At 67.1% G+C, this 23,920-nt stretch carries 18 protein-coding genes; 8 read left to right on the top strand and 10 right to left on the bottom strand.

The annotated features are described in order from the left end of the window. Window positions 1–73: 73 nt before the first annotated feature. Together ED208_RS06045 and ED208_RS06040 are read right to left on the bottom strand one after the other, a co-directional pair. On the bottom strand, window positions 74–1,360 hold the full coding sequence (locus tag ED208_RS06045; RefSeq protein ID WP_123210974.1) for a lipase family alpha/beta hydrolase: 1,287 nt from the start codon (window positions 1,358–1,360) through the stop codon (window positions 74–76). A 123-nt stretch (window positions 1,361–1,483) separates the two neighbouring features. Then, entirely contained in the window at window positions 1,484–2,545 is a 1,062-nt protein-coding gene (locus ED208_RS06040) for a fatty acid desaturase (protein WP_123210973.1), read from the bottom strand. A gap of 85 nt (window positions 2,546–2,630) precedes the next feature. On the opposite strand from ED208_RS06040, the gene ED208_RS06035 reads away from it, so the two are divergent. Then, on the top strand, window positions 2,631–3,656 hold the full coding sequence (locus tag ED208_RS06035; RefSeq protein WP_123210972.1) for an AraC family transcriptional regulator: 1,026 nt from the start codon (window positions 2,631–2,633) through the stop codon (window positions 3,654–3,656). A gap of 356 nt (window positions 3,657–4,012) precedes the next feature. Next, window positions 4,013–4,699, top strand: a complete 687-nt coding sequence (locus ED208_RS06030) for a hypothetical protein (RefSeq protein ID WP_123210971.1) — start codon at window positions 4,013–4,015, stop codon at window positions 4,697–4,699. Window positions 4,700–4,748: 49 nt separating this feature from the next. On the opposite strand, the gene ED208_RS06025 is transcribed toward ED208_RS06030, so the two are convergent. The 6 genes from ED208_RS06025 to rnt all read right to left on the bottom strand — a co-directional run bounded on the left by ED208_RS06025 (window position 4,749) and on the right by rnt (window position 11,800). After that, complete coding sequence (locus tag ED208_RS06025; RefSeq protein WP_123210970.1) at window positions 4,749–5,207, bottom strand: CoA-binding protein; 459 nt, start codon at window positions 5,205–5,207, stop codon at window positions 4,749–4,751. A 41-nt stretch (window positions 5,208–5,248) separates the two neighbouring features. Next, a complete protein-coding gene (locus ED208_RS06020; RefSeq protein ID WP_158608461.1) occupies window positions 5,249–6,031 on the bottom strand; it encodes a lysophospholipid acyltransferase family protein in 783 nt (260 codons plus the stop codon). Window positions 6,032–6,122: 91 nt separating this feature from the next. Continuing rightward, on the bottom strand, window positions 6,123–6,911 hold the full coding sequence (locus ED208_RS06015) for a GNAT family N-acetyltransferase (RefSeq protein WP_233574879.1): 789 nt from the start codon (window positions 6,909–6,911) through the stop codon (window positions 6,123–6,125). A 112-nt stretch (window positions 6,912–7,023) separates the two neighbouring features. Then, on the bottom strand, window positions 7,024–9,447 hold the full coding sequence (gene mdoH / locus ED208_RS06010) for a glucans biosynthesis glucosyltransferase MdoH (protein ID WP_123210968.1): 2,424 nt from the start codon (window positions 9,445–9,447) through the stop codon (window positions 7,024–7,026). 16 nt (window positions 9,448–9,463) lie between these two features. After that, window positions 9,464–11,056, bottom strand: coding sequence for a glucan biosynthesis protein G (locus ED208_RS06005; protein WP_123211225.1), 1,593 nt, complete (start codon window positions 11,054–11,056; stop codon window positions 9,464–9,466). Between the two features lie 102 nt (window positions 11,057–11,158). Continuing rightward, complete coding sequence (rnt, locus tag ED208_RS06000; protein ID WP_123210967.1) at window positions 11,159–11,800, bottom strand: ribonuclease T; 642 nt, start codon at window positions 11,798–11,800, stop codon at window positions 11,159–11,161. 126 nt (window positions 11,801–11,926) lie between these two features. Here rnt and ED208_RS05995 point away from each other — a divergent pair, with 126 nt between their 5' ends. From ED208_RS05995 to ED208_RS05985, 3 genes are all read left to right on the top strand, one after another. Beyond that, window positions 11,927–14,413 carry a TonB-dependent receptor gene (locus ED208_RS05995; RefSeq protein ID WP_123210966.1) on the top strand — a complete coding sequence of 829 codons (2,487 nt, stop codon included), beginning with the start codon at window positions 11,927–11,929 and terminating at the stop codon, window positions 14,411–14,413. A 63-nt stretch (window positions 14,414–14,476) separates the two neighbouring features. After that, entirely contained in the window at window positions 14,477–15,700 is a 1,224-nt protein-coding gene (locus tag ED208_RS05990) for an argininosuccinate synthase (protein WP_123210965.1), read from the top strand. Window positions 15,701–15,818: 118 nt separating this feature from the next. Then, window positions 15,819–16,394, top strand: a complete 576-nt coding sequence (locus tag ED208_RS05985) for a YjbF family lipoprotein (protein WP_123210964.1) — start codon at window positions 15,819–15,821, stop codon at window positions 16,392–16,394. A 67-nt stretch (window positions 16,395–16,461) separates the two neighbouring features. Here the strand turns inward: ED208_RS05985 and ED208_RS17045 are convergent, their stop codons facing one another. Beyond that, complete coding sequence (locus ED208_RS17045; protein WP_148044701.1) at window positions 16,462–16,728, bottom strand: hypothetical protein; 267 nt, start codon at window positions 16,726–16,728, stop codon at window positions 16,462–16,464. A 195-nt stretch (window positions 16,729–16,923) separates the two neighbouring features. Between ED208_RS17045 and ED208_RS05980 the strand changes: the two genes are divergently transcribed. From ED208_RS05980 to ED208_RS05970, 3 genes are read left to right on the top strand one after another with little or no spacing between them, the layout of a single operon-like run. After that, window positions 16,924–19,866, top strand: coding sequence for an SLBB domain-containing protein (locus ED208_RS05980; protein ID WP_123210963.1), 2,943 nt, complete (start codon window positions 16,924–16,926; stop codon window positions 19,864–19,866). Between the two features lie 3 nt (window positions 19,867–19,869). Next, a complete protein-coding gene (locus ED208_RS05975; RefSeq protein WP_123210962.1) occupies window positions 19,870–22,011 on the top strand; it encodes a YjbH domain-containing protein in 2,142 nt (713 codons plus the stop codon). Beyond that, window positions 22,008–22,889, top strand: a complete 882-nt coding sequence (locus ED208_RS05970; protein WP_123210961.1) for an alpha/beta fold hydrolase — start codon at window positions 22,008–22,010, stop codon at window positions 22,887–22,889. Before ED208_RS05975 ends, ED208_RS05970 begins: the two co-directional genes overlap by 4 nt. A 21-nt stretch (window positions 22,890–22,910) precedes the next feature. Here the strand turns inward: ED208_RS05970 and ED208_RS05965 are convergent, their stop codons facing one another. Continuing rightward, complete coding sequence (locus ED208_RS05965; protein WP_123210960.1) at window positions 22,911–23,912, bottom strand: STELLO glycosyltransferase family protein; 1,002 nt, start codon at window positions 23,910–23,912, stop codon at window positions 22,911–22,913. Between the last annotated feature and the right edge of the window lie 8 nt (window positions 23,913–23,920).

The raw sequence follows: 23,920 nt of genomic DNA, 5'->3' as shown, positions 1-23,920 counted from the left end.
TGATCCGCGTTGTAGTTGGGGGTAAAAATCGGGACCGAATTGTATGCGCTGCCTGCCCGCCCCGACTCCTCCTTCAGGAGGGGGCGTGCCGCCGCCGCGCCGCCGGCTTGCGCAGGCCCAGTCGCGCCGCGATCTGGGCATAGATCACCGGATGATTGAGCAGGCTCATGTGGTGGGCGCGGTAGAGCACGGCGGTGTCGGCATCGGCGAGATGCCGCGCGGTGGCGCTGGGCAGCAGCACCAGACCGTCGCCCAGCACCTTGCCGACCAGATCGTGCTCGTCGGTGCCGAAGCTGCTGCCGATGAAGTGGTAGCGCGCGCCGGGCAGGCGCGGGATCGGCGTCAGCGCCTCGGCATTGAGGGCATTCTCCGGGCGGCCGCGCCAGTCCTCGTCGGCGATGTAGCCGTGGCGCAGGTCGCGGATGCCGACGCTGCGCACATTGAGCACCTTGGCGACCGGCCGCGACAGTGGGAACATCTCCAGCGCATTGGCGGCGAGATGCGCGCCGCGTGCCAGCGGCGCACCGGTGTGCGGCGAGCCCAGGCAGATCACCTGGCTGACTTTGGTGGTCCAGCCCAGTTGCGACTTACCGCCGGCATAGCAGGCCGAGCGCGCCACCAGTCCGCCCATGCTGTGGCCGATCAGGGCGATCTCGCGTACCGGCACCGGCCAGGCCTCGACCAGCTTCTGCAGCTGGCGCGCCAACTGGCGGCCGTTCATGGAGATGCGCAGGCCGCTGTTGTAGCGCAGGTACAGCGAGGTCCAGCCGGCCTCGTCCAGACGGTCGCCGTAGGGGCGGGTCTCCGGGTCGTCGGGGTTCTGGTAGAAGCGCCAGGTGTGCTCGTTGCAGCAGAGGCCGTGGATGAACACCACCAGCCGGCCGCTGGCTTCGGGGTAGGCGGCGGCCAGCGCCGCCGGCGTCAGCGCGCGGCGGTGACCTTCGCGGTAGAAGCCCATGCGCACCGCCAGCGGATTGCGCTCCTGTGCCATGAAGTCGCCGACCAGGCCGCTGACCGCGCTCACCAGGTTGTCGCGCGCCAAGGCCGCCGGCGTCAGCGCCAGGGCCTGGCGGCTGGCCGGCTGGAAGTTGCGCTCGGCCGCCTTCAGGCTGCCCTCGGCGAGCTTGAACAGGCCGCCGCCGATCCCGCGTACCGCCGCGTAGACGCCGTCGGTGATGCTGTCGTGCAGCTGCTTGGCCGAGCGCGCGCCGGGCTCGATGCCGGGCAGCGCCGCTGCGGTGTTGAACGGCATGTCGGCGATCGCCCGGTGAAACTCCTGAACGCGGGTGGTGATCTGCTCGAAGCCGACGCCGGCCAGCCGCACCGAGCCGCGCAGGCCGCCCAGGGGGTGGGTCTTCATGGTTCTCCTCCAGGCCGTGGACTCGCGGCTCTGGAGCAGACTCTACGCGCTCGCGAATCGCGCCGGCCTCCCCGCAAAGGGTGAGCGGCAGGATGTGCGGGTTGTATCGGTCGGCCCGTGGCGCTACCGCAGCGCCAGACCACTGACCTGTGCCGACGCCGGCTCGGCGCCGCGCTGCCAGCGGTTGGCGCGCGCGAAGCTGCCGGTGTCGTTGAAGCGCACGCCCATCTCGCGCATCACCGCGTGCGCCTGCTTCGCCGTCCACTGGCGGATGTAGAAGGGCTCCTTCACCACGAAGTGATGGATGGCGTGGGTGCTGCCGAAGTTGAAGCAGAACAACTGGAACGGCAGCAGCCACCAGGGATTCAGCACCTGGGTCTGCTGGATCACGTTGTCCGCTTCGACATCGCCGTAGTAGTGCATGTTGGAGCTGACGAAATGCAGGCAGAACATGCGCAACTGATTGGGCCCGACCCAGACCACGGTGGCGAGGTCGATCCAGGGCATGCGCGCCAGCGTTGTGGCACTCCAGGCGATCTCGCTGCCGCTCAGCACGGCGTAGAGGTTGGCGCCATGGAAACCCAGGAAGCAGTACCAGATGGCGAGGTGGATCCAGCCCATCGGGAAGTAGCCCAGCGGCGCCACCAAGGCGAGCAGCAGCTTGCGCTTGGTGTTGGGCATCTGCGGCACCCGCAGCCACAGCGCCAGCAGCCAGTCGCCGAGCATCAGGAAGCGCTTGAAACCCCAGGGCTGGCCGTTGGTGATGCCGCGCTCTTCGAGATCGCGGTGGCTGCCCGAATACTTGTGGTGCTGGAAGTGCAGCTTGCGGCGAATCCAGGGATTGATGGTGCCCGGCCGCGACAGCCAGCACAGCGCCATCATCAGGTGGTGCGGCAGCGGGTTCTTGCGGAAGTACATCAGGTGGATGAGGTCGTGCTCCAGCTCGTGGATCAGCGAGGCGAAGAAGGCCGACAGCGGCAGGCACAGCCACCAGGCGATGGCGCCGGTCCAGTAGAGCCAGCCGCTCAGGCCCATGCCGGCCAGCGCAAAGGCCATGATCGCGGCGCCGAGGGCGTCCTGCCGGCGCAGCCAGGGGTGGCGCTGGCGCAGGGCGACGCCAGCGGCCTGGACCACGGTCTTGATGCGGGCGGTCTTCTCGGCGTCGGTCAGGAGGGCGGTGCTCATGGGGGCTCGGTGACGGGCTCAGGGTTTGTGTCGCAGACTCTAGGGATCAACCCCTCACCCGCGCCCAGCCCGGCGCGCCAATCGCTTGACCACGGACGCCAGGCCCGACACCCCGACCGCCCTCGCCAGCTGGACCCGCGCGATCCGCAAGGCCCTGCTGGCCGCCGGACTCGATGCCGAGGCGCTGCTGGCCGAGGCCGGCATCGCGCCAGAGCGCCTGGCCGATCCCGACGCGCGTCTGCCGGTGGCGCAGACCCGCCGGCTCTGGCAGCTCGCGGTCGCCGCCAGTGGCGACCCCGCCTTCGGACTGCGGGTGGCGCGCCAGGTGCAGCCGACCACCTTCCAGGCGCTGGGCTATGCGCTGGCGGCCAGCGCCACCCTCGCCGAGGCCTATGCGCGCGCCGAGCGCTACTGCCGCATCGTCACCGACGCCGGCGAGCTGAAGCTGGAGCGTCACGGCGAGGAATGCCATCTGCTGCTGCATACCGTCGGCGGCGAGGCGGCGCCGGCCGAAGAGGCCACCGATGCCTTCGCCGCCTTGCAGGTGCGTACCGTGCGCGGGCTCTCCGGCCGCAGCGTGCTGCCGCTGCGGGTGCAGTTGCGGCGCGCACCGCCGGCGCAGGCCGAGCCCTATCGGCTGGCTTTTCACGCGCCGGTTTCCTTCGCTGCCGCCGACAACCGGCTGGTGTTCGCCGCCGCCGACTTCGACCGGCCGCTGGAAGGCGCCAATCCCGAACTGGCCCGCATCAACGAGGGCCTGGCCGCGCAGCAGCTGGCGCGGCTGGACCAGGCCGACCTGCCGGCGCGGCTGCGTGCCCTGCTGGCCGAGCGCCTGCCGGACGGCGAACCCACCGCCGCCGAACTGGCCGCCGCCCTGCACCTGAGCCTGCGCAGCCTGCAACGCAAGCTCGCCGAACGCGGCCTGCGCTACGAGAACCTGCTCGACGACACCCGCCGCGAGCTGGCCCTGGCGCGCTTGCGCGAGGCGCGGCTCTCGCTCAACGAGATCGCCTTCCTGCTGGGCTTCTCCGATGCCAGCAGCTTCAGCCGCGCGTTCCGGCGCTGGACCGGCCTTGCGCCCTCCGCCTGGCGCGAGCAGCAGTCGGGCTAGCTGATCGGCGTTTCCGTCTCCCCTGCGCGCAGGGGAGAGGTGCGCGGAGAAGTGGGTCAGCATCGAGCCGGACACCGTCTCCCCTGCGCGCAGGGGAGAGGTGTCACTAGCCCCAAAATCCGGCCCACGCCACTCCTGTCTCCCCTGCGCGCAGGGGAGATGTCGCGTGAGCGACAGAGGGGTTCTCCGCCGTTGCCAGCGATCCCGAATCCGCAGCAACCCCTCCGTCGCCTACGGCGCCACTTCCCCTACACGCAGGGGAGGCAGGGAGCGTCGGATTCCCGGCTGGCGAACTGGCCTGGACTTTGCAGAATCTCCAGGCAGGGAAAGGCAGCTCAGCAACGGAGGTCAATCGCATGCAGACGCCCGATTTCGCCCAGCTGGGCCATCCGCCCTTGCCGGCCCGCGATCTCAACTTCCTGTTCGAGCGCTTCCCGGGGAAGATCGACGTCGCCCGCGCCATCAGCGAGGTCGGCCAGTTCTTCAACACCCTCGACTCGATGCTCGACGCCGACTACGTCTACGCCGCCCTGCGCGACGCCGACACCCTGGATCTGCCGGTATCGCCGCAGCTCTGGTTCGAGGTGATGCTGCGCAACGCCTTGCCGGGTCGCCGCAATCGCCAGGAGCAGCAGGCCCTGCATTACATCGCCCATCTGCTGGCCCTGTTCGCCCGCGCCGAGCGTCTGCGCCGGGTGCAGGATGGCGATGACACCGCCTACGACTATCTGGTCGATCTGGTGATGGAGGAGCAGGCCGCCGATGCCTCGCGCCGCTTCGTGGTGCAGGCGCACATCGCCAACTACGCGCTGTTCCTCGGCGGCGTCTGCGCCGAGTGGGTCGAGCACCGGCACCGCTACCGGCGCCGGCCGGTGAACCTGGGCTATTACCGCGACATGGGCGCCTCGCGCTTCCACATGGCTTCGCGGCATCCGCTGGCAGACGAATTCGGTCTGACCGCGACCTACCGCGAACTGGCGCAGCGCTTCGACTATTACCGTGGCGGACTGCAGAAGATGGCCGCCGAGCACTTGTACAACTGAGTCCGAGGCCCGGTCGTCGTTCGGGGAGAACCGCTCGCTGCGTGCGGCCTCAGGCGCGCGACCGGCCTGGCTGGTCCCGGTTCCGGTACTCGACCATCAGGCAGCGGTCCTGCACCACCGCGATGCCGGCTTCGGTCAGACGCTGCGCCACCTCGTCGTTGCGGATGCCCAGTTGAAACCACACCGCCCTTGGGGCCTTGGCCCGCAGATCGTCGAAATGTGCCGCGAGATCGGCCGGGCGGCGGAACACGTTGACCAGGTCCACCGGGCCGGGAATCTCGGACAGCCGGCGGTATACCGGTCGGCCGAGGATCTCCCGCGCCTCCGGGTAGTAGACCGGCACCGGCACGATCTCCACGCCGCGCGCGGCGAGATCGGCGGCGACGTAGTAGGCGGGCTGGTCGCGTTGCTGTTCGGTCTTGATGCCGAGCACCGCGACCCGGCGAAGCTCGCCGAGCAGGCTGGCGATGGCCTCGTCGGTATCGAGCAGCAAGGGGTTTCCGGACATGACGGCATCATGCCGCAGGCAATCGCCGCCGTCGCGGCGGCCTAGGCTGCCGCGCGGGCCTGCTGCTGATGCCTCAGCAGCGCCGGCTGGCGCGACAGCCGCTCCGGCGACACCAGCCGGCGGATCGAATCCTCGGCACGCAGCGCGAGGCTCTGGCGGTCGTCCTGCTCCTGCGGAAACACCGGTGTGCAGTAGTGCAGCTCGGCGGTCAGCCCCGGCGCCTTGAGCAGTCGGACGATGTGCGAGACCAGGTCGTCGTCGCCGATGAAGGGAGCGAGATCGCGGCCGTCGGGCGTAGTCCCGTAGCGCAGCGCCACCGGCTGCACCGGGCAGCCGGCGTCCAGCGCGCCCTGGAACAGCCGCGCGTGGAAGCCGAGTACCTCCTTGCCGTCGGTGGTGGTGCCTTCCGGGAAGATCACCACCGAGCCACCGGCGCGCAGGTGCGGACGCAGCTTTTCCAGCAGCGGCCGGCTGCCGCCGGGGCCGCGCCGGATGTAGAAGGTGCCGATGCACTTCGCCAGCCAGCCGGCCACCGGCCAGTGCTGGATCTCGCTCTTGGCGACGAAGCGACTGCACAGCGCTGCGCCGACCAGGGGGATGTCCAGCCAGGAGACGTGGTTGCAGACGATCAGCTGCCCGCCTTCGACCGGGCTGCCGTGGATGCGGAAGCGGATGCCGAGGATGCGCATCAGCCGCTTCAGCCAGCGCCGTGCCCAGTCGTCGGCGTCGATGCGACGGGTGAAATCGAGATTGATCAGCGTCGCCAGCGTCATGCCCAGCGCGATATGCACCAGCAGACGCAGGCTGCGCAGCAGGAAGAGCATGTTCGTGCGGAGGGCGGAGTCGACCGGGGTCGGTGCAGGCATGGCAAAACGGCGGCCGGGGAGGCCGCTGTCGAAGAAGGCCGCCAGAACCTTACGCAAGCGCGACCGCCTCGCGGGCTTCGCTGCGGCCCTTGCCGAGGAAGTGACGGGCGTAGCGCGGGTTGAGATCGCTGACGTTGAGCAGCATGAACACGTCGGCGCAGTTGAAGTCGCGGTCCCAGTAGGCCTCGCCGCAGGCCTTCGCGCCCAGGCTGACGTAAGCCTTGAGCAGCGGCGGCATGCGCACCGCGCCTTCCGGACGGCGGTCGGCCAGCGGCAGCGGGTAGTAGGGGCGCACCCGCTGCGAGGCGGCGGTCATGTACTTGCCGCGCAGGGTTTCGAGGATGCTGTGGGCGGCGGCACCGCCGTCTTCCAGGCCGATCGAGGCGCAGCCGAACAGGTAGTCGTAGCCCTCGCGGGTGATGGTCTCGGCGATGCCCTGCCAGAGGGTGGCGATCACCGCGCCGCTGCGGTGCTCGGCGGCGACGCAGGTGCGGCCGATCTCCATCACCCGGCCGGGCAGGGCGCGGATCATTTCGAGGTCGAACTCGCTCTCCGAATAGAAGCCGCCGGCGCGCTCGGCGGCGGCGTCGGTGAGGATGCGGGTGCAGGCGACGATCTCGCCGCTGTCGGCGTCGCGCACCATCAGGTGGCGGCAGTGGCCGTCGTACTGGTCGGCGTCGATGCCGGCGTCGCCGCCGTCGATCTGCGCGCCCAGTTCGCCGGCGAAGATGCGGTAGCGCAATTGCTGGGTGGCCAGGATCTCGGCCTCGGTTTCCGCGAAGCGCACTTCAAAGCGCGGCGTGCGGGTCTGCGGCAGCAACTGGATCATCTCGGTCATGGTCAGCATCCGGTTTGAGGATGCTGCGCAATCTATGACCAGTTTCTTGCTCGCTTCTTACTGCCTGATGAAATCTCCATGACAACGCCGGCACGGCCGGGCAGTCAGGACTTCAGCGGCTCCAGACCTTCTCGTGCATCGCCGCCAGCACCGCACGGTCGCTGAGCAGGCGGTTGCGGGCATAGACATCGAGGGTGTCGAGCCGGTCCAGCGAGGCCGCCTGGGCCAGCTCCTTGGCCGGATGGGCACGAGCGATCCGGGTGGGGGCGAGCGCCAGCACCAGGGCATTGGTGAGCGGCGAGCGGATCGCCCGCCGGAAGCCCTGCGCGTAGTCCTCGGAGCTGTGCAGCAGCACCTTCAGGCGGCGCAGCTCGCGCGGTGGCGAGGCTTCCTCGGGGATCAGGAACAAGCGCGCGCTGCGCGCGGCACGGCCCCAGCTCACCCGGCTGCTGAACACCGAGGCCGGGATCGAGATCAGCAGGGCGCCGGCCACCGGCAGCAGCCAGGTGATGAATTCCGGATTCAGCCGGTACACCGCGTACAGCCAGACGCCGCCCAGCAGCGTGCCCCAGCCGTGGCGGAGCAGGGCCTCGCTCCAGGGCGTCTGCGAATCCTCGCGCGGCGGCGACTTCCACTGGATGGCGATGCCCAGCAGCGCCGAGGCGACGAAGCGGGTGTGGAAGAGCATGCGCACCGGCGCCAGCAGCGCCGAGAACAGCATTTCCAGCAGCAGGCTGGCGGACAGCGCCAGGCCGCCGCCGAACCAGCGCCGCTCGGCCGGCTTGAGCAGCAGCAACAGCGCGGCCAGCACCTTGGGCAGGAACAACAGGCCGGCGGTGATGCCGAACAAGCGCATCGCCCATTCCGGATGCCACTCCGGCCAGGTGGGGAACAACTGGTAGGGCTGGCTGAAGTACACCGGCTCGGCGGTGACGTTGACGTAGAGCAGGGCGGTGGACAGCGCCAGGAACAGGAACCACAGCGGCGCCGACAGATAGGCCATCACGCCGGTCATGAACACCGCCCGGTGCGCGGGGTGCAGGCCGCGGGTGAAGAACAGCCGGAAGTTCTGCAGATTGCCCTGGCACCAGCGGCGGTCGCGCTTCAATTCGTCGAGCAGGTTGGGCGGCATTTCCTCGTAGCTGCCCTGGAGGTCGTAGGCGATCCACACGCTCCAGCCGGCGCGCCGCATCAGCGCCGCTTCGACGAAGTCGTGGCTCAGGATCTCGCCGGACAGCGCGCCGCGTCCGGGCAGGCGGCCGAGCGCGCAGTGCTTCATGAACGGCGCGACCCGGATGATGGCGTTGTGGCCCCAGTAGTGGCTCTCGCCCAGCTGCCAGTAGTGCAGGCCGGCGGTGAACAGCGGGCCGTAGACGCGGGTGGCGAACTGCTGGATGCGCGAGTACAGGGTCTCGCGGCCGGAGGCGCGCGGCGCGGTCTGGATGATGCCCGCGTCGGGGCGGGCCTCCATCAGTTGCACCAGGCGCTTCAGGCAGGCGCCGGACATCACGCTGTCGGCATCCATCACCACCATGTATTGGTAGCGGCTGCCCCAGCGCCGGCACCAGTCGGCGACGTTGCCGCTCTTGCGCTTGATGCGGTGGGTGCGGCGCCGGTAGAACACCCGGCCATAGCCCTGCACCGCCTGGCAGAGGTCGCGCCAGGCTTCCAGCTCGGCCACCCGGATGTCCGGGTCGCCGGTGTCGGAGAGGATGAAGTAGTCGAACTGCCGCGCCGCGTCGGTGCGGTCGGTGGACTCGATGGTGGCGCGCAGGCCGGCGAAGACCCGCGCCACGTCCTCGTTGCAGATCGGCAGCAGGATCGCGCAGCGGTGCTCGGGATTGATCGCCTGATCGGCGGCGGTGCCGCTGTCGATGGCGTGCTTGTCGCCGCCCTTGAGCAGCACCATGAAGCCCATCAGCGCGGTCCAGAAGCCCAGGCCGACCCACATGAACAGGATCAGGTAGAGGCTGAGGATGGCGGCAACCAGCCAGTGTTCGATGGCCAGCGTGCCCTTGTAGGGCAGGATGGCGCGCATGTAGTAGGTCGCCGCCAGCGCCTGTCCGACCGTCAGCAGGGCGAGCACGAAGCGGCGGTTGCGGCCGGCACTGCGCCAGCGCGAGCGCCGCCCCTGAGCCTCTCCCGGGGCCTGATCGGGAGCGGCGTCACCGATCGGTTGCAGACCGCGTCGGCCCAGCAGCCAGGCGCGTGCCGCCTCGATCACCCGCCGCAGCGGATTGGCCGACCAGGGCGTGGGCGACATGCTGGCGCGCGCCAGCGGCGGTGTGGTGATCAGCCGGGTGGTGCCACGGCTGTCGTGCTGGATCGGCGCCGTGCTGCCCAGGGCCAGTTGCAGCCGCGCTTCCAGCGGGTCGCGGGCGGCGGTCAGCGCCACCAGGCCCTGGTTCAGCGCCGGCAGCGCCTGGGCCGGCTCGGCGCCGTCGATCTGCTCCGCCAGTTGCCGGGTCTGCGCGGCCAGCAGCGGCAGCTCGTTCAGGTAGTCGCGCGCGGCGGAGCGGGGATCGGGGGCAGCCATCGTCGGATCGCGGGCCTCAGCTCGGCGGGTAGACGTAGCTCCAGGTCTCGGAGACCTGGGCATTGCCGCGCTTCAAGTAGGCGCGCATCTCCACCGGCTTGTCGTTGTCGCGGCGCCGGAAGCGGAAGCTCATGCGCCAGCCGCCGGTGACCTCGTTGCGGAAGGTCTGCCGCTCCAGCAGCTCGGCGTTGTCGTCCAGCCAGAGCACGCCGTTGACCGGCTCGGGCGCCGGGGCGGGCTCGGGCTTGGCCTTCTTGCCCTTCGCGGTCTTGGTCTTGCCGTCGGTAGCCGCGACCGGCGCCGGCAGCGCGTCGAAATCGACGATCAGCCGCTGGGTGTCGTCCACGGTCTTGATGTAGCCGTGGCCGCGCCGGGTCTGCAACACCCGCGCGACACCGCTGTTCGCCGGGTCGTGCAACTGCCAGCGCAACTGGTACTGCAGGTCCATGGCCTGGCCGGGCGCCGGCGGTGCGTTCGGCACCCAGTAGGCGACGATGTTGTCGTTGGTTTCGTCCGGGCTGGGGATCAGCACCAGCTCGACGCGGCCGGCGCCCCAGGCGCCCTTGGGCTCCACCCAGGCGCTGGGGCGCAGGTCGTAGCGGGCCTCCAGATCCTCGTAATGGGCGAAATCGCGGCGCCGCTGGATCAGGCCGAAGCCCTTGGGATTGGTCAGGCCGAAGCTGGTGACGATCAGCCGGCGCGGGTTGACCAGCGGCCGCCAGATCCACTCGCCGTTGGAATTGGCGACCAGCAGGCCGTCGGAATCGTGCACTTCCGGACGGTAGTCCTCGGCGACCCGGGTCTGGTTGGAGCCGTGATAGAACATGCTGGTCAGCGGCGCCAGGCCCAGCTTGCCGACGCTGTCGCGCAGGAACAGCCGCGCCTGTACGTCCATCACCGTGTCGGCGCCGGGTCGGACCACGAACTTGTAGGCGCCGGTCACCCGCCGGGAGTTGAGCAGGGCGTAGATGGTCAGGCTCTGCGACTTGGCGCTGGGGACTTCGATCCAGAAGTCGGTGAAGCTGGGGAATTCCTCGCCGGCCGCCAGGCCGGTGTCCACCGCCAGGCCGCGCGCCGACAGGCCGTAGCGCTGCTTCTCGCCGAGCGCGCGGAAGTAGCTCGCCCCCTGGAACACCAGCAGCTCGTCCTTGTACTGCGTCGAGTTGAGCGGGTAGTGGACGCGGAACCCGGCATAGCCGACGCCCTTGAGCCGGGTCTTGTCGAGGTTGTTCTTGCCGTAGTCGAAGTAGCTGGGGTCGAACTGCAGCGGTCGGGCGACGCCGCCGGAGATCATCGAGATCTTGACTGGCGTCGTGTAGTACAGCCCGGGGTGGAACAGTTGCAGCTCGAACGGCAGCTTGTTGCCGCGCCAGATCGCGCGCTCCGGCTTGAAGCGGATGTCGCGGTACTGGTCGTAGCTCAGCTCGCGCAGCTCCTTGGGCAGTTCGGTGTCGGGCGGCGAATAGCTGGACTGCGACAGCCGCTGGGCCCGCTTGGCGACATCCTCGAAACCGAAGCCGGCCTGCGCTGCGGGCGCGCACAGCAGCGCCAGCAGGGAGAGCAGCGCGAGGGCGCGGCGCGGCGCGGCAAACAGCGGGGCAGACGGCATGGCGGTGGGCGCGGCGAGGGCGATGGTGCAACGCACTATTTTATGGAGCCTGCCACACAAAGTCTTGCGGCGGCGCCGGTCCTGGCCTGCTGGCGGCCGGCTTCAGGCCGGTTCGCCGCCCTCGCCAGCCCGCAGCAGCAGTTGCTGGCGGACCTCGCGGGCGCTGTTGTAGAGCAGGCAGAACAGGTCGGCGGTCTTCTCGGCGTCGTAGATCGCCGAATGCGCCTCGCGGGTGTCGTGGCCCAGGCCGGTGGCCTCCAGGGCCTTGGCCAGCACGGTCTGGCCGAGCAGCACGCCACCGAGGGTGGCGGTATCGAACACCGAGAATGGGTGAAAGGGATTGCGCTTGATGCCGCTGCGCTCCACGGCGGCATTGACGAAGCCCAGGTCGAAATGGGCGTTGTGGCCGACCAGCACTGCCCGGCTGCAACCGTTCTCGGACACCGCGTTGCGGATCGGCCGGAACAGCTTGTCCAGCGCCTCCCGCTCCGGCACCGCCATGCGCAGGGGGTTGTCGATCTTGATGCCGTTGACCTCCAGCGCCGCCTTCTCGATGTTGGCGCCGGGGAAGGGTTCGACCTGGGCGAACACCGTCTGCCGCCGCACCAGACGACCGTCGTCCTCGGTGCCGAGGATCACCGCCGCCACTTCCAGCAGGGCATCGGTGCGGGCATTGAAGCCGCCGGTTTCGACATCCACCACCACCGGCAGAAAGCCTCGGAAGGTGTGCTTGAGCTGCTGCATGGGAAAGGCGGGTGGGAGTCGGGGCGCGACATGATACGGGAGGGCCGGATTTACCGGCGCCGGCTGGCCGGCAGTGGCGCGCTCTTTGTATGGTGTCGGCACCCCTATTCCATGGATGGTCCTGTCATGTTTCCGCTGTCCACGCGCCGCGCTCGCGGTCGCCGCCCTTGGCTGTGTGCCCTCGCCCTGTCCCTGCTGGCGACCAAGCTGCTGGCCCAGGAGGCGCCGCCCGAGCCGCCGCTGGCCGACATCCCGGTCCAGGCCCTGCCCGAGACCCCGGCACCGGCCGCCAGCGAGGCGCTGGCCGAGAACACCCGCTTGCAGGACGTGGTGGTCACCGCCCAGAAGAAGAAGCAGAGCCTGCAGAAGGTGCCGGTCTCGGTCGGCGTGGTCAGCGGCGACACCCTGGCGCAGGCCGGCAGCTTCGATGCCGGTGGCCTGGAGAACTTCGTCGCCAACGTCGAGATCGACAGCGATCCTCAGGCGCCGGTGATCGGCATCCGTGGTTTCTTCACCGAGACCGACAACGTCGGCTTCGAGCCCTCGGTGGGCCTGGTGTTCGACGATCTCTCGCTGGGTCGGCCGGAGTTCATCCCCGACGGTCTGTTCGACCTCGACCGGGTGGAGGTGCTGCGCGGCACCCAGGGCACCCTGTTCGGCAAGAACACCATCGCTGGCGTCATCAACTTCCAGACCGCCGAGCCGGTCGGCCAGCCGCAGGCCAGCGTCACCCTGACCGGTGCCCGGCCCTTGCAGCGCCGGGTCGAGACGATGTTCAACCTGCCGTTCGACGAGGACTACGCCGCCCGTCTGGCCGGAGTGAACTGGTTGCAGAACGGCGAGATTTACAACTCGACGCTGAATCGCGACGAGGGCCGCTCGCAGCAGACCGCCGGCCGCCTGAAGTTCCTGGCGCGCCCCAGCGAGGACTGGCGCATCAGCCTGTCCACCCAGTTGTCGAAGACCGAGGTGGACTACGCCACCTGGCAGCTCTACGACATCGACCAGGACGCCCTCGACTACGCCCGTGGCTTCGACGCCAGCACCGAGGACAATCCGCTGGACCGCCACACCGCCTTCAACCTGCCGGGCTATGTGAACCGCGACTCCAACGTCTCGCGACTGCTGGTCGCCTACGAGCCGCAGCGGGCGCCGGCCGGGCTGGACGACTTCAGCCTGACCCTGATCGGCGGCCATGCCGGCACCAAGTTCCAGGCGCTGATCGACTCCGATGTCACCGCCGCCGACATCATCAGCACCTATTTCAGCCTCGACTACCAGCAGGATTCGGTGGAACTGCGCACTGCCCTCGGCAGCAAATCGCTGTTCGGGCTGGGCGGCGCGGTGGACGCGGTGTTCGGTGTCTACGGCCTGCGCGCGCGGCTGCACAGCAGTCTCGACAACTATGCCGGCGACGACCTGATCAACTTCGCGCTCAGCCCGGCTGGCTTCGAGGTGCTGGGCCTGCCGGCACCGGACTTCCTCGATCCCATTCTCGGCGCCATCCCGGATTTCAGCCTGCCGCTCAACGACGGCGTGCTGCGCGGCTTCCGTCAGGACGCCAACAGCGAGGCGCTGTTCGGCCAGATGAGCTGGCACTTCACCGAGCGCTACGCGCTCATCCTCGGCGGTCGCCTGGGGCAGGAGACCAAGAAGGCCAACTTCAACACCGAGCAGGTGGGGCCGGGCGTGGTGGCCCTGGTGGTCGGCGCCGATCCCTTCACCGACCGCCGCGAGCGCAAGGAGAAGGACTTCTCGCCCAAGCTCGGTCTGGAAGCGCAGTGGACGCCGGACCTGATGAACTACCTGAGCTGGACGCGCGGCTTCAAGGGCGGTGGCTTCAACGGCGCCGCCGACACCAACGAAAATCTGGAGTTCGAGCCCGAGCACGCCAGCAGTTGGGAAGCCGGCCTCAAGAGCCGCTGGCTGGGGCGCAGCCTCACCCTCAATCTGGCGCTGTACCGCACCGACATCCAGAACCTGCAGGTGGTCGATCTCACCGACTTCACCTACGTGATCGGCAACGCCGCCGAAGCGCGTCTGCAAGGCCTGGAGCTGGAGGCGCGCTGGCGGCCGAAGCGGGCGCGCTGGTTCGAGTTCAACGCCTCGGCGGCGGTTTCCAAGGCCGAGTACCTGAGCTATCCGGAGGCACCGCTGTCGCAGACCGAGGCCGCCGAACGCAGCCAACGCAGCGAGTGCCAGGGCTCTGCGCAGAACCAGCCGGCGAGCTGTCGCTCCCAGGACCTCAGCGGCCGCACGCTCGCCAATGCGCCGACCGTGACCCTGAGCGCCTCGCCGACCCTGCTGTTCCCGGTGCCCTACAGCGAATCGCTGGGCCTGGCCTGGTCGGTCGATGTCAGCTACCGGGGCGACCAGTACTCGGCGACCGATCTCGATCCGCACAGCCACCAGGCCGGCTACACCCTGCTCGGCTCGCGGCTGGTGCTCGCGCCCAAGAGCCGGCGCTGGGCGATTGTCGCCAGCGGCAGCAACCTCACCGACGAGCGCAAGCTCGACCTGGTGTTCGACCACAGCGTGTTCAACAACAGCTTCGTCGGCCAGCAGATCACCGGCCGCGTGCTGCTGCTGTCGTTCCAGGCCAGTTGGAAATAGGGCGCGGTGGCGGGGCGGCGCCCCTATAATCCGCGCGCCGTCCCCTCCAACGCTCGTACAGACATGGCCTCCAACAAGAACACCGTCCGCAAGGTCGCGCTCGCCTATTCGGGCGGCCTGGACACCTCCGTCATCCTCAAGTGGCTGCAGGACACCTACAACTGCGAGGTGGTGACCTTCACCGCCGACATCGGTCAGGGCGAGGAACTGGACCATGTGCGGCCGAAGGCGAAGGCGCTGGGCGTGAAGGAAATCTTCATCGACGACCTGCGCGAGGAGTTCGTCCGCGATTTCGTCTTCCCGATGTTCCGCGCCAACGCCATCTACGAGGGCGAGTACCTGCTCGGCACCTCCATCGCCCGCCCGCTGATCGCCAAGCGGCTGATGGAGATCGCCGCCGCCACCGGCTGCGACGCCATCGCCCACGGCGCCACCGGCAAGGGCAACGACCAGGTGCGCTTCGAGCTGGGCGCCTACCACTTCAATCCCAACATCAAGGTCATCGCGCCCTGGCGCGAGTGGGACCTGACCAGCCGCGAGACGCTGCTGGCCTACGCCGCCAAGCACAAGATCCCGATCACCAAGAAGAAGGGCGGCGGCTCACCCTATTCGATGGACGCCAACGCCCTGCACATCTCCTACGAGGGTGGCGGTCTGGAAGACCCCTGGTGGGTGCCGGACGACAGCATCTGGCGCTGGACCAAGAATCCCGAGGACGCGCCCGCCACGCCGGAGTACATCACCCTCAAGTTCGAGAAGGGCGATGTGGTGGCCATCAACGGCAAGCGCATGAAGCCCTACAAGGTGCTGGCGACGCTCAACGAACTGGGCGGCAAGCACGGCATCGGCCGTCTCGACATCGTCGAGAACCGCTACGTCGGCATGAAGTCGCGCGGCTGCTACGAAACCCCGGGTGGCACCATCTTGCTCAAGGCCCACCGCGCCATCGAGAGCATCACCCTCGACCGCGAGCAGGCGCACCTCAAGGACGAGCTGATGCCCAAGTACGCCAGCCTGATCTACAACGGCTACTGGTTCAGCCCCGAGCGCCGCGCCCTGCAGGCGCTGATCGACGACACCCAGCAGAAGGTCAATGGCGAGGTGCGGCTGAAGCTCTACAAGGGCAATGTCTACAACGCCGGCCGCCGCTCCAAGGACTCGCTGTTCGACGCCCGCGTCGCGACCTTCGAGGACGACAAGGGCGCTTACAACCAGAAGGACGCGGAAGGTTTCATCCGCCTGAACGCCTTGCGCCTGCGCACCGGCGCCAAGCGCGACCGGCGTTGATTTGGTGAATACCGCTGGCCGCCGGGTGTAGACGACGAACGTGATTAACTTCCGGCGCCGGTCGGTATTGCTTGGGCTCGGTGGGCTTGCTGTCTCTGGCTGCTCGCCCAATTCGAGCATGGGCCAGATGCTCCAGGGTTATCGAGACATCCAGCGGGCCAAGGCTGAGTACCCGCTGTCCGTAGCCAGGATTCGCGCATTTCCCAAGCCGTTACTGGGTATGCAGGTTCGTGGCGGCCTCAAGGGCTTGATGTATCTCGATGATCGAGAAGGAGGTCAGGAGCGCTGGCTTTCCAGCAACGGCGTGCTACTGGTCCTGGATGCCGGCCGGGTTGTTCGCAGCCGAGGCTTCGCCTCCGACGTTCTCGGAAATGTTCCGCTGAAGTGGCAGGATCCCCTGGGCAGCCGCCTTGATCCGGGGAAGAGCTACCAGTTCAGTCGGCAGCTGGATCTGGGGCCGGATCGCTATGGCATTGTGACCGAGCACCGGATGGACTATTTGGGCAAGGAAGCGCTGCAGGTTTTGGACCGGCCTCAGTCGGCCGCCGTCTGGACTGAGACCGTGCGTCTGCCCCGACTGCGACTGCAGTGGTCCAATCGCTACTACCTTGATCCTGCCTCGGGCTTCGTGCTGCGATCAACGCAGCACTTGGACCTTGATGTCGAACTGACACTTGAATATCTGAGTGTCTGAACGGCTTGCTTCGACCCTCATTTACAAAAAAACCGCGCCGAGGCGCGGTTTTTTTTCTACTTGAGCCTTAGCGGCGGGTAGCGGTCGAAGTGCTAGTAGCGGTCGAAGTGCTAGTAGCAGTGCTAGTAGCAGTAGAAGTGCTAGTAGCGGTCGAAGTGCTGGTGCCTTCCGGGTTGTTGTCGTCGGTGGTAACGGCAACCAGTGTGGCAACCAGAACAGTCGCTCCGACTGCGGTGGCGGTGGCGGTGCTCACGCCCGGCAGAATCTCGGTTTCTGCAGAGGCTGAGGTGGCAGCGATCATGCCCAGCAGGGCGATTGCAAGTTGCTTCTTCATATTCAGTGGCTCCGCGGAAGAAATTGGATTTATGTCCCAGTCAGCATTCGCACTAACAGAGCCTAGAAGAAAGTTGGAGTTTTAACTTTCCAACTCTGCCAGCGCGTATCTATATTGCCCCAGATTTCCTAAAATCGGAACTGATCGGGGCAAAAGTTTTTGACTTCCGATACCTCCATAAGCCCAAATTCGATCATGCGCTCACCCTCTCTCGCACGCTGGCTACTGCTGGGCGTCGTTTTTTTGTCCCCGACTGTCCTCGCGCAGACCGCCGCTGATTTGAGCTTGTTGCAGGGCTTGTCTGCCGAGGATCGGCAGAGGGCGCTGCAAGCGGTTCAGGGCAGTCGCGGCGAAAGCTCGGATACCGCCGTGCTTGGCGAAGATGCCGCCCAGAGTGGCGCTCGTTCGCTTGGCAACCAGTCCGGCGTAGGTGCGCGGTCAGCAGGGTTGACTTCCGGGGCTGGCGATGCTTCCCCCGCCAAGCAGGACCAGGCTGCCGAGGCTTACGACGAGACAACCGGCCTCCCCCTATTCGGGTACGCCTTGTTTGGCGGCAAGCTTGCCAACGCTCCCGCAGCCAACATTCCCACCCCTTCGGAGTATTTGCTTGGGCCGGGCGATGTGGTGCGGGTGCAACTGTTCGGGAATCAGAACGAGACCCTGAACCTTTTGGTCATCCGGGACGGTGCCATCAATTTTCCCAAGCTCGGCCCTATCCAAGTGGCGGGCCTGCGGCTCGATGATGTCCGGCAACTGATTGAGCGTCGGGTGAGCAAAGAGCTGATCGGAGTGCAGGCCAACGTCACCCTTGGACCGTTGCGTAGCATGCAGGTCTTTGTGCTGGGTGATGCCCAACGTCCTGGCGCCTACTCGGTCAGCGGGCAGTCGACCATCAGCCAAGCCTTGTTCGCTGGCGGCGGCGTGGCGCTTTCCGGATCGCTGCGCAACATCCAGCTGAAGCGGGAGGGCAGGGTGGTGCGCACACTCGATCTCTACGATTTTCTGCTGGGAGGCGACGCCCGGGACGATCTGCGACTTCAGTCTGGAGACGTGATCTTCATCCCCGCCGTGGCGGGTCGTTTGTCGGTCGCCGGTTCGGTTAAGCGTCCCGCAGTCTACGAGCTCAAGGGCAGCTTGCGCCTTAAAGCCGCGCTGGAGATGGCGGGTGGTCTTTCCGCCGAGGCCAGACGGGGACAGGTGCTGCTGGATCGGGTGAACCGCGATGGGCAGAGGAGCCTTCAGGAACTGGATCTGTCGCTGCCGGCAAACCAGGAGATCGAACTACGTGATGGCGACCGTCTGCATGTGCAGTCGGTATCGGGGCAGGTGGACAACCGGGTGGCAGTTCTTGGGCATGTGCGGTACCCCGGCCCCTATGCTTGGTCTGAGGGAATGAATCTGTCCCGCTTGCTTTCGCTCGCGCAGGTGCGCCCCAGCCAGGCCGGATTGGAGTTGTACCCAGTATTGGGACTGATTGAGCGCAGCAACCCGGTATCAGGTCTGCGCGAGTGGTCAGCTTTCGATCTCCAGGCGGTTCGCGCCGGCGCTCAGGATATGCCCCTGCGTCCCGAAGACCGGGTGGTGATCCTCAATCGCGGTCACATTGAGTATCTCGCCGCGCCGGAAGTCAGTGCCGCCCTGCGCGGTGAGTTGCCGCCGATTGTTCCCCTAAGCAGCCAGGATCGTCGTTCATACAAGGCCCAAGCGGCTTACCCGCCTTCGACGCGCCTGCCGCAGCATCAGAGCGTAGAGCCCCTGTTTGCTGGCGCGGACCAGGATTCCCGCGATCAACGCGCCACTAGGCCCGAGGGCATCTGTCCAGCACTGGTCGAGGTGGCGAAAATCGCGACTTCGGCGCGCGCGCTGACCATTCGCATGATGCTGAGTGCCGAGAAAGGGCGCGAAACCGAGGTTGGCCCGCAACGGCAGCGAGGCAGTATGGGGAACTCCGGGGCGAGCGATAGAGCACCGGCAATAGATAGTCTGGAGGTGGCTGCCGATGCCCCGGCACGGACGGTTCAGGCCGGTGCGGACACCATCACTGCTGCCGCAAATGGCGAGGCGGAAATCTCGAAACTCAAGGAATGCCCCTCGGTGTTTCGCGAGGCGCCGACAGCCCTGGTCTATCTGCTGGAGCGTGGCGTCAGTCTGATCGGCGAAGTACGGCGTCCCGGCCTCTATCCGGTGCCGGATGGTGTCAGCTACGAGCGCCTGTTGGCCAGTGCGGGTGGTGCCACTGATGAAGCGGATGGCACCAAGCTCGACCTATTCGCGGCGAGCAATGCTGATGACGGCGGTGCGTCGCGGTTCCAGACCTTCGAACTTGACCCCGCCGAGCGCAGCCGTGTGGTGCGGCCGGGCGAGATCTACCAGCTGCGGCCTGGACGGAGCCTCCCAGAGGTCGGGGCGATCACCTTGCGTGGCGAGGTCCGCTTTCCTGGGCGTTATCTGATCTCCCGCGGCGAGCGTCTCGCCGAGGTGCTGGCGCGGGCGGGCGGACTCAGCGAAACCGCGTATCCCTACGGAGCGGTGTTTATACGTGAGAGCGCGCGCCGGGCCGAGGCCGAGTCCAACCGCCGCGCGGCCAATGACCTGCGCGATGCGCTGGCTACGGCGACCACCAAGGGGGTTCTCAATCAGGTACAGGGGCAGTCGGCTGCATTCTTGGGTGACCTGCTGAACCGCCTGGAAACCACGCCGCCAGTTGGCCGAATCGTGATCCAGGCCGACCCGACCCTGCTGAGTGCGCAACCGGAAGACAACCTGTTGCTGGAACCTGGAGACGAGCTCTACGTCCCGAAGCGCCCAAGTGCCGTCACCGTAACCGGACAGGTGCTGAATCCGGGCACCTTGGCGTTCCGAAGCAGTGCGACCGCGCGGGATTACCTTCGCCAAACCGGCGGCTTCAGCAAGTCCGCAGACCAGAAGCGTTTGTTCCTCGTACTTCCCGACGGCTCCGCCCGACCGTTGCAGATCTCCGCCTGGAACTATCGCCAGGAGGCTATCCCGCCGGGCAGCGTCATCGTGGTGCCTCGCGACGCAGCTCCGCTTACCGGACTGCTGTTGACCGAACGCATCGCAGGCATCGTTTCCAACCTGGCGCTCTCTGCGGCCGCCTTGGTCACCATCAACAAGTAAAGGATGAACAGTATTCGGCGCGGCCGGACCCTGGTTCCGTGCTGGCTGCTGCTAGTGGCGGCCCTTGCTTTTCAGCCCGCTTGGGCGCAGCCGATCTTGTCGGTCAACGATTACGGAGGGACCGGACTCTGGCAGACCCCCACAGCCCGCTACGGCGGCGACGGGGATTTCTCGCTCGGTGTTTCCAGTGGCGCGCCCTACAACCGCTTGTTTGTCACCTTGGTGCCGCTGCCCGGTATCGAAACCACACTGCGTTACACCGATATCACCAACCGCCTTTACTCGGACATTCCCGAGTTCAGTGGAGAGCAGTCGTATAAGGACCGTTCCTTCGACGCCCGCCTACGCCTGGCGCGCGAGTCGGATCTGCTGCCGGAGTTGGCGCTGGGGTTGAGGGACGTTGGCGGCAGTAGTCTGTTCGCCAGTCAGTACTTGGTGGCGAGTCGTCGCCATTATTCGTTCGACTGGAGCCTGGGAGTTGGCTGGGGACGCATGGCGGGTTCCGGTGTGCTGCCCAATCCTTTTGAGGGTTTGACGGGCCAAGCGGAGGAAGTGCCGCGCGCCGGCAGCCTGGGAGTCAAAGGTTACTTCGGCGGCCGGCGACTCGGGCTGTTCGGCGGCGTGGTTTGGCAAACCCCAGTGTCGGGATTGGAGGCGGTGGCCGAATACGACGCCAATGATTTCAGCAAGGAGCCTAAGGACAATAATCAGACGGTCCGCTGGCCGGTTAATGTCGGCCTTAAGTACCGGCTTCCATTCGGCGTCCAGCTGGGTCTGTCCTACCAGCGCGGGGACATCCTGGCCTTCCAGCTGGCATTGCAGAGCAATTTCGTCAGCTCGCCCGGCTTCCCGAAATTGTTTGACCCGCCGCCCCCCCCTCCTCACCGGTCGTCGGCTGCTGCAACCGTAGCCGTATCCCCTGTAGCGAACCCCGAAAAACTGGGGGGGGAGGTTCAGTCGGTTTTGCAGCGGCAACGGATCGGCCTGACTGGGTTCGCGCTTGATCCAGAGCAGCGGCGTGCTGATCTCTGGCTGGGCAGCCTGCCCTACAACGAGCCCCTGAAGGCCGTCGGGCGCGCTGCACGTGCGGCCTCAACGGTGTTGCCTGACTCGGTGTCCGAGTTGCGTCTGACTGGCAAGGTTGCCGGTGCCGAGATCTATCAGGTTTCGGTGCACCGACCGTCGCTGGATCGAACCGTGCTTGGCGCCATATCGGAAGATGAGTTCCGGCGCACCTTGATCATTAGCAGTCCGGAACCGAACAAGCCGGCACCCCAGTTTCCACGCCGTCTCGACTTTCCTTCGTTTCGCGGCGGATTCAGCCCCCAACTGCGGTCCAGTGTTGGCGGGCCCGATGGGTTCTACTTCGGGCAGATTTGGCTGCGTGCGGCAGCCGGTGTCAGCCTCACTGAACGCTGGAGTCTGAGCGCCCAGCTGGGCGCCAACGTCTATAACAACTTCGACCAGATCAAGCTGAAATCAGACAGCGTGCTACCGCATGTTCGTAGCGACATCGTGCGCTACCTCCAGGAGGGTGAGCAGTCGCTGGTCCGCTTGGAAAGCGACTACATTCGCCAGCTCGGCTCGAACTGGTACGGCCGATTCTCTGCGGGCATTTTTGAAGAGATGTACGGCGGTGTCGCTGGCGAACTGCTGTATCGCCCCGACGATCCTCGCTGGGCGGTTGGGATGAACCTCAATCGCGTGCGTCAGCGCGACTTCGATCAGCGTTTTCGCTTCCGGGACTACGAGGTCACTACCGGCAACCTCACCGGGTACTTCCAGCTGCCTCGTCCCAACCTGTTGCTCAAGCTGAGTCTGGGCCAGTACCTGGCCGGGGATCGTGGTGGAACGGTCGAACTCTCCCGGCGCTTCGCCAATGGTATGCGGGCAGGCGTGTTTGCGACCAAGACCAATGTCTCTGCGGACCAGTTCGGCGAGGGCTCGTTCGATAAAGGCTTTTACTTCGTGATTCCGTTCGACCTCTTCCAGCCCCGGTCCACCCGCGCCTCGGGCAGTTTCGTGTTCAGGCCTCTGACCCGCGATGGCGGTCAGATGGTGCGTGATGGCCCGGCTTTGTACGATCTCACCTATGACGCCGTGCAGCTGCGTATCCCCGAGCGGCCATCGCTGTTTTTTGAATGAAGCCATTCGCCCCCCCGCCGGTATTCCGTTTCCAGCCCGCCAACGGGCTGGAGTTTGGCTTGCTCGAGGCCGGCCCGGTCGATGGGCCGCTGGTGCTCTGCCTGCATGGCTTTCCGGATTCCGCGCTCAGCTTCCAGCCGTTGATCCAGGGGCTGGCCGCCGAGGGCTATCGGGCAGTCGCGGTGGCGATGCGCGGCTATCAGCCGACCAGCCTGCCGACCGATGGCGATTACAGTGCGGTGGCGCTGGCGCGCGACGCCATCGCCTTGATCGACCACCTGGGGGCCAAGCAGGCGGTCCTGGTCGGCCACGACTGGGGCGCGGTGGCCACCTATCTGGCGGCCGCCCTGCGGCCGGACCGCGTGCGTGGCGTGGTGACGGCGGCGATCCCGCACCTGCGCCGCTTCCTGCTGCGGCCGACCGCCGCGCAGCTCTGGCGCTCACGCTACATGCTCAAATTCCAGTGGCCGGGCACCGAATCCCGGCTGCTGGCGGAGCAGCTGCGGCCCTTGCAGGCGCTTTCCAGGGACTGGTCGCCGGGTCTGGAGACGGTTGCGGCGTTGGCGCCGGTCTGGGCTGGGTTCGCCGAGCGTTCCAGGCTGACGGCGGCTTTGTCTTACTACCGGGCCCTGCCTGCGGCGCTGCTGTCTTCGGAGATCTGGCAGCTGGTTCTGGCACCCACCCCGGTACCGGCCTGTGTCATCCACGGGCAGGACGACGGCTGCGTCGCGGCCGAGATGTTTGCCGGCCAGTCGCACCTGTTCGCCGCCGGGTTGCAGGAAGTGGCCATCGCCGGCGCCGGCCACTTCATGCACCTTGAGCAGCCGCAGCGCTTCAACGCGGCGGTGCTCGACTTCTTGCGCCAGCTTTCCGGGTAGCCCGGCTTCGGCGCCCTCCGGTCAGGCGGGCGGCAGCCCAGCCAGCCAGAGATCCACCAGCGCCAGCTCCTTTTCCGGGATCACTCCCAAGCTCACCAGCGCCTGGTAGCAACGGCGCAGGTCGCCGCGCACCTCGCCTTGCAGCGCGCAGTCGGCCAGAGCGACGACGATGCGCTCGTTGTTGAGATAGCCCGGCACCTCGTCGGCGAAGTCGCGCAGCAGGTTGTGCTCATTGCGCTCCTGGCGGACGCTGGGGGCGGTGAAAATGACTCTCTCGCCCAGCGCCCAGAGGCAGCGCTGTGCCACGAAGCTGCGCCAGATGTCGGTCATCCGGAAGCTGCAATACGAGGGCAGATAGCAGAGCGCGGCGATGTCGCGGCGGAACCAGGTGTTCTGACTGTTGAACGGACACCAGAGGCCGGACTCCAGCGAGATCGCCGCCGCCTGGCGGTCGAAGTTGACCGGCAGCGGCCGGGTCAGGCGGTAGACCGCATCGACATCGGGGTTGTCGTCGGCCAGACCCTGCACCAGCGCCGGGCGTTCCAGCTCCCATTGCTCGCTGGCCTTGCTGGCCAGGTCTTCCGCCAGCTTTTCCAGCGGATAGCCGCGCGGCCACACCGGCTCGCTGGGCGAGAAATAGCGATAGGCATTGAGCCAGCGCGACTCGCTGCGCAGCCGGCGTGCGCGCAGCTCGTCGCCGCGCACCAGGCTGAAGAAGTTGTCGAGCGGATAGTTGTCGTCGTCGGTTTCCACCAGCCATTCGCAGCCGCGTTGCAGGGCTAGCAGATAGCCAAGGTTCTTGCGCGCGTAATGGCCCACCGGCAGTGCCTGGCTGAACTCCGGCAGCACCGCATTCTGGCGGGCGAGGTCGTAGTAGTCCGCGCCTTCCAGCTCGAATACCGGCGGCGACTTGCGGTCGCCGATCACCACGAACTCGGCCTGGCTGGCCTGCGCCTGCGCGGCCAGCGCCTGCATCACCGGGTTGGGCGCCTGTATGGTGGTGACCACCAGTCCGATCTTCATGTCCGCGC

It is taken from the genome of Stagnimonas aquatica (assembly GCF_003730135.1).
GTDB classification, from domain to species: domain Bacteria; phylum Pseudomonadota; class Gammaproteobacteria; order Nevskiales; family Nevskiaceae; genus Stagnimonas; species Stagnimonas aquatica.
This window is presented reverse-complemented; position numbering and strand designations above follow the sequence as displayed.

Coding starts and splice junctions, on each gene's coding strand:
- ED208_RS06025 (WP_123210970.1), bottom strand. CDS start 5,207: ATGTCCGGAAACCCCTTGCTGCTCGATACCGACGAGGCCATCGCCAGC.
- ED208_RS05975 (WP_123210962.1), top strand. CDS start 19,870: ATGAACAGTATTCGGCGCGGCCGGACCCTGGTTCCGTGCTGGCTGCTG.
- ED208_RS06015 (WP_233574879.1), bottom strand. CDS start 6,911: ATGACCGAGATGATCCAGTTGCTGCCGCAGACCCGCACGCCGCGCTTT.
- ED208_RS05980 (WP_123210963.1), top strand. CDS start 16,924: ATGCGCTCACCCTCTCTCGCACGCTGGCTACTGCTGGGCGTCGTTTTT.
- ED208_RS05970 (WP_123210961.1), top strand. CDS start 22,008: ATGAAGCCATTCGCCCCCCCGCCGGTATTCCGTTTCCAGCCCGCCAAC.
- ED208_RS05990 (WP_123210965.1), top strand. CDS start 14,477: ATGGCCTCCAACAAGAACACCGTCCGCAAGGTCGCGCTCGCCTATTCG.
- rnt (WP_123210967.1), bottom strand. CDS start 11,800: ATGCAGCAGCTCAAGCACACCTTCCGAGGCTTTCTGCCGGTGGTGGTG.
- ED208_RS06020 (WP_158608461.1), bottom strand. CDS start 6,031: ATGCTCTTCCTGCTGCGCAGCCTGCGTCTGCTGGTGCATATCGCGCTG.
- ED208_RS17045 (WP_148044701.1), bottom strand. CDS start 16,728: ATGAAGAAGCAACTTGCAATCGCCCTGCTGGGCATGATCGCTGCCACC.
- ED208_RS06005 (WP_123211225.1), bottom strand. CDS start 11,056: ATGCCGTCTGCCCCGCTGTTTGCCGCGCCGCGCCGCGCCCTCGCGCTG.
- ED208_RS06030 (WP_123210971.1), top strand. CDS start 4,013: ATGCAGACGCCCGATTTCGCCCAGCTGGGCCATCCGCCCTTGCCGGCC.
- ED208_RS05985 (WP_123210964.1), top strand. CDS start 15,819: ATGGGCCAGATGCTCCAGGGTTATCGAGACATCCAGCGGGCCAAGGCT.
- ED208_RS06040 (WP_123210973.1), bottom strand. CDS start 2,545: ATGAGCACCGCCCTCCTGACCGACGCCGAGAAGACCGCCCGCATCAAG.
- ED208_RS05995 (WP_123210966.1), top strand. CDS start 11,927: ATGTTTCCGCTGTCCACGCGCCGCGCTCGCGGTCGCCGCCCTTGGCTG.
- mdoH (WP_123210968.1), bottom strand. CDS start 9,447: ATGGCTGCCCCCGATCCCCGCTCCGCCGCGCGCGACTACCTGAACGAG.
- ED208_RS05965 (WP_123210960.1), bottom strand. CDS start 23,912: ATGAAGATCGGACTGGTGGTCACCACCATACAGGCGCCCAACCCGGTG.
- ED208_RS06045 (WP_123210974.1), bottom strand. CDS start 1,360: ATGAAGACCCACCCCCTGGGCGGCCTGCGCGGCTCGGTGCGGCTGGCC.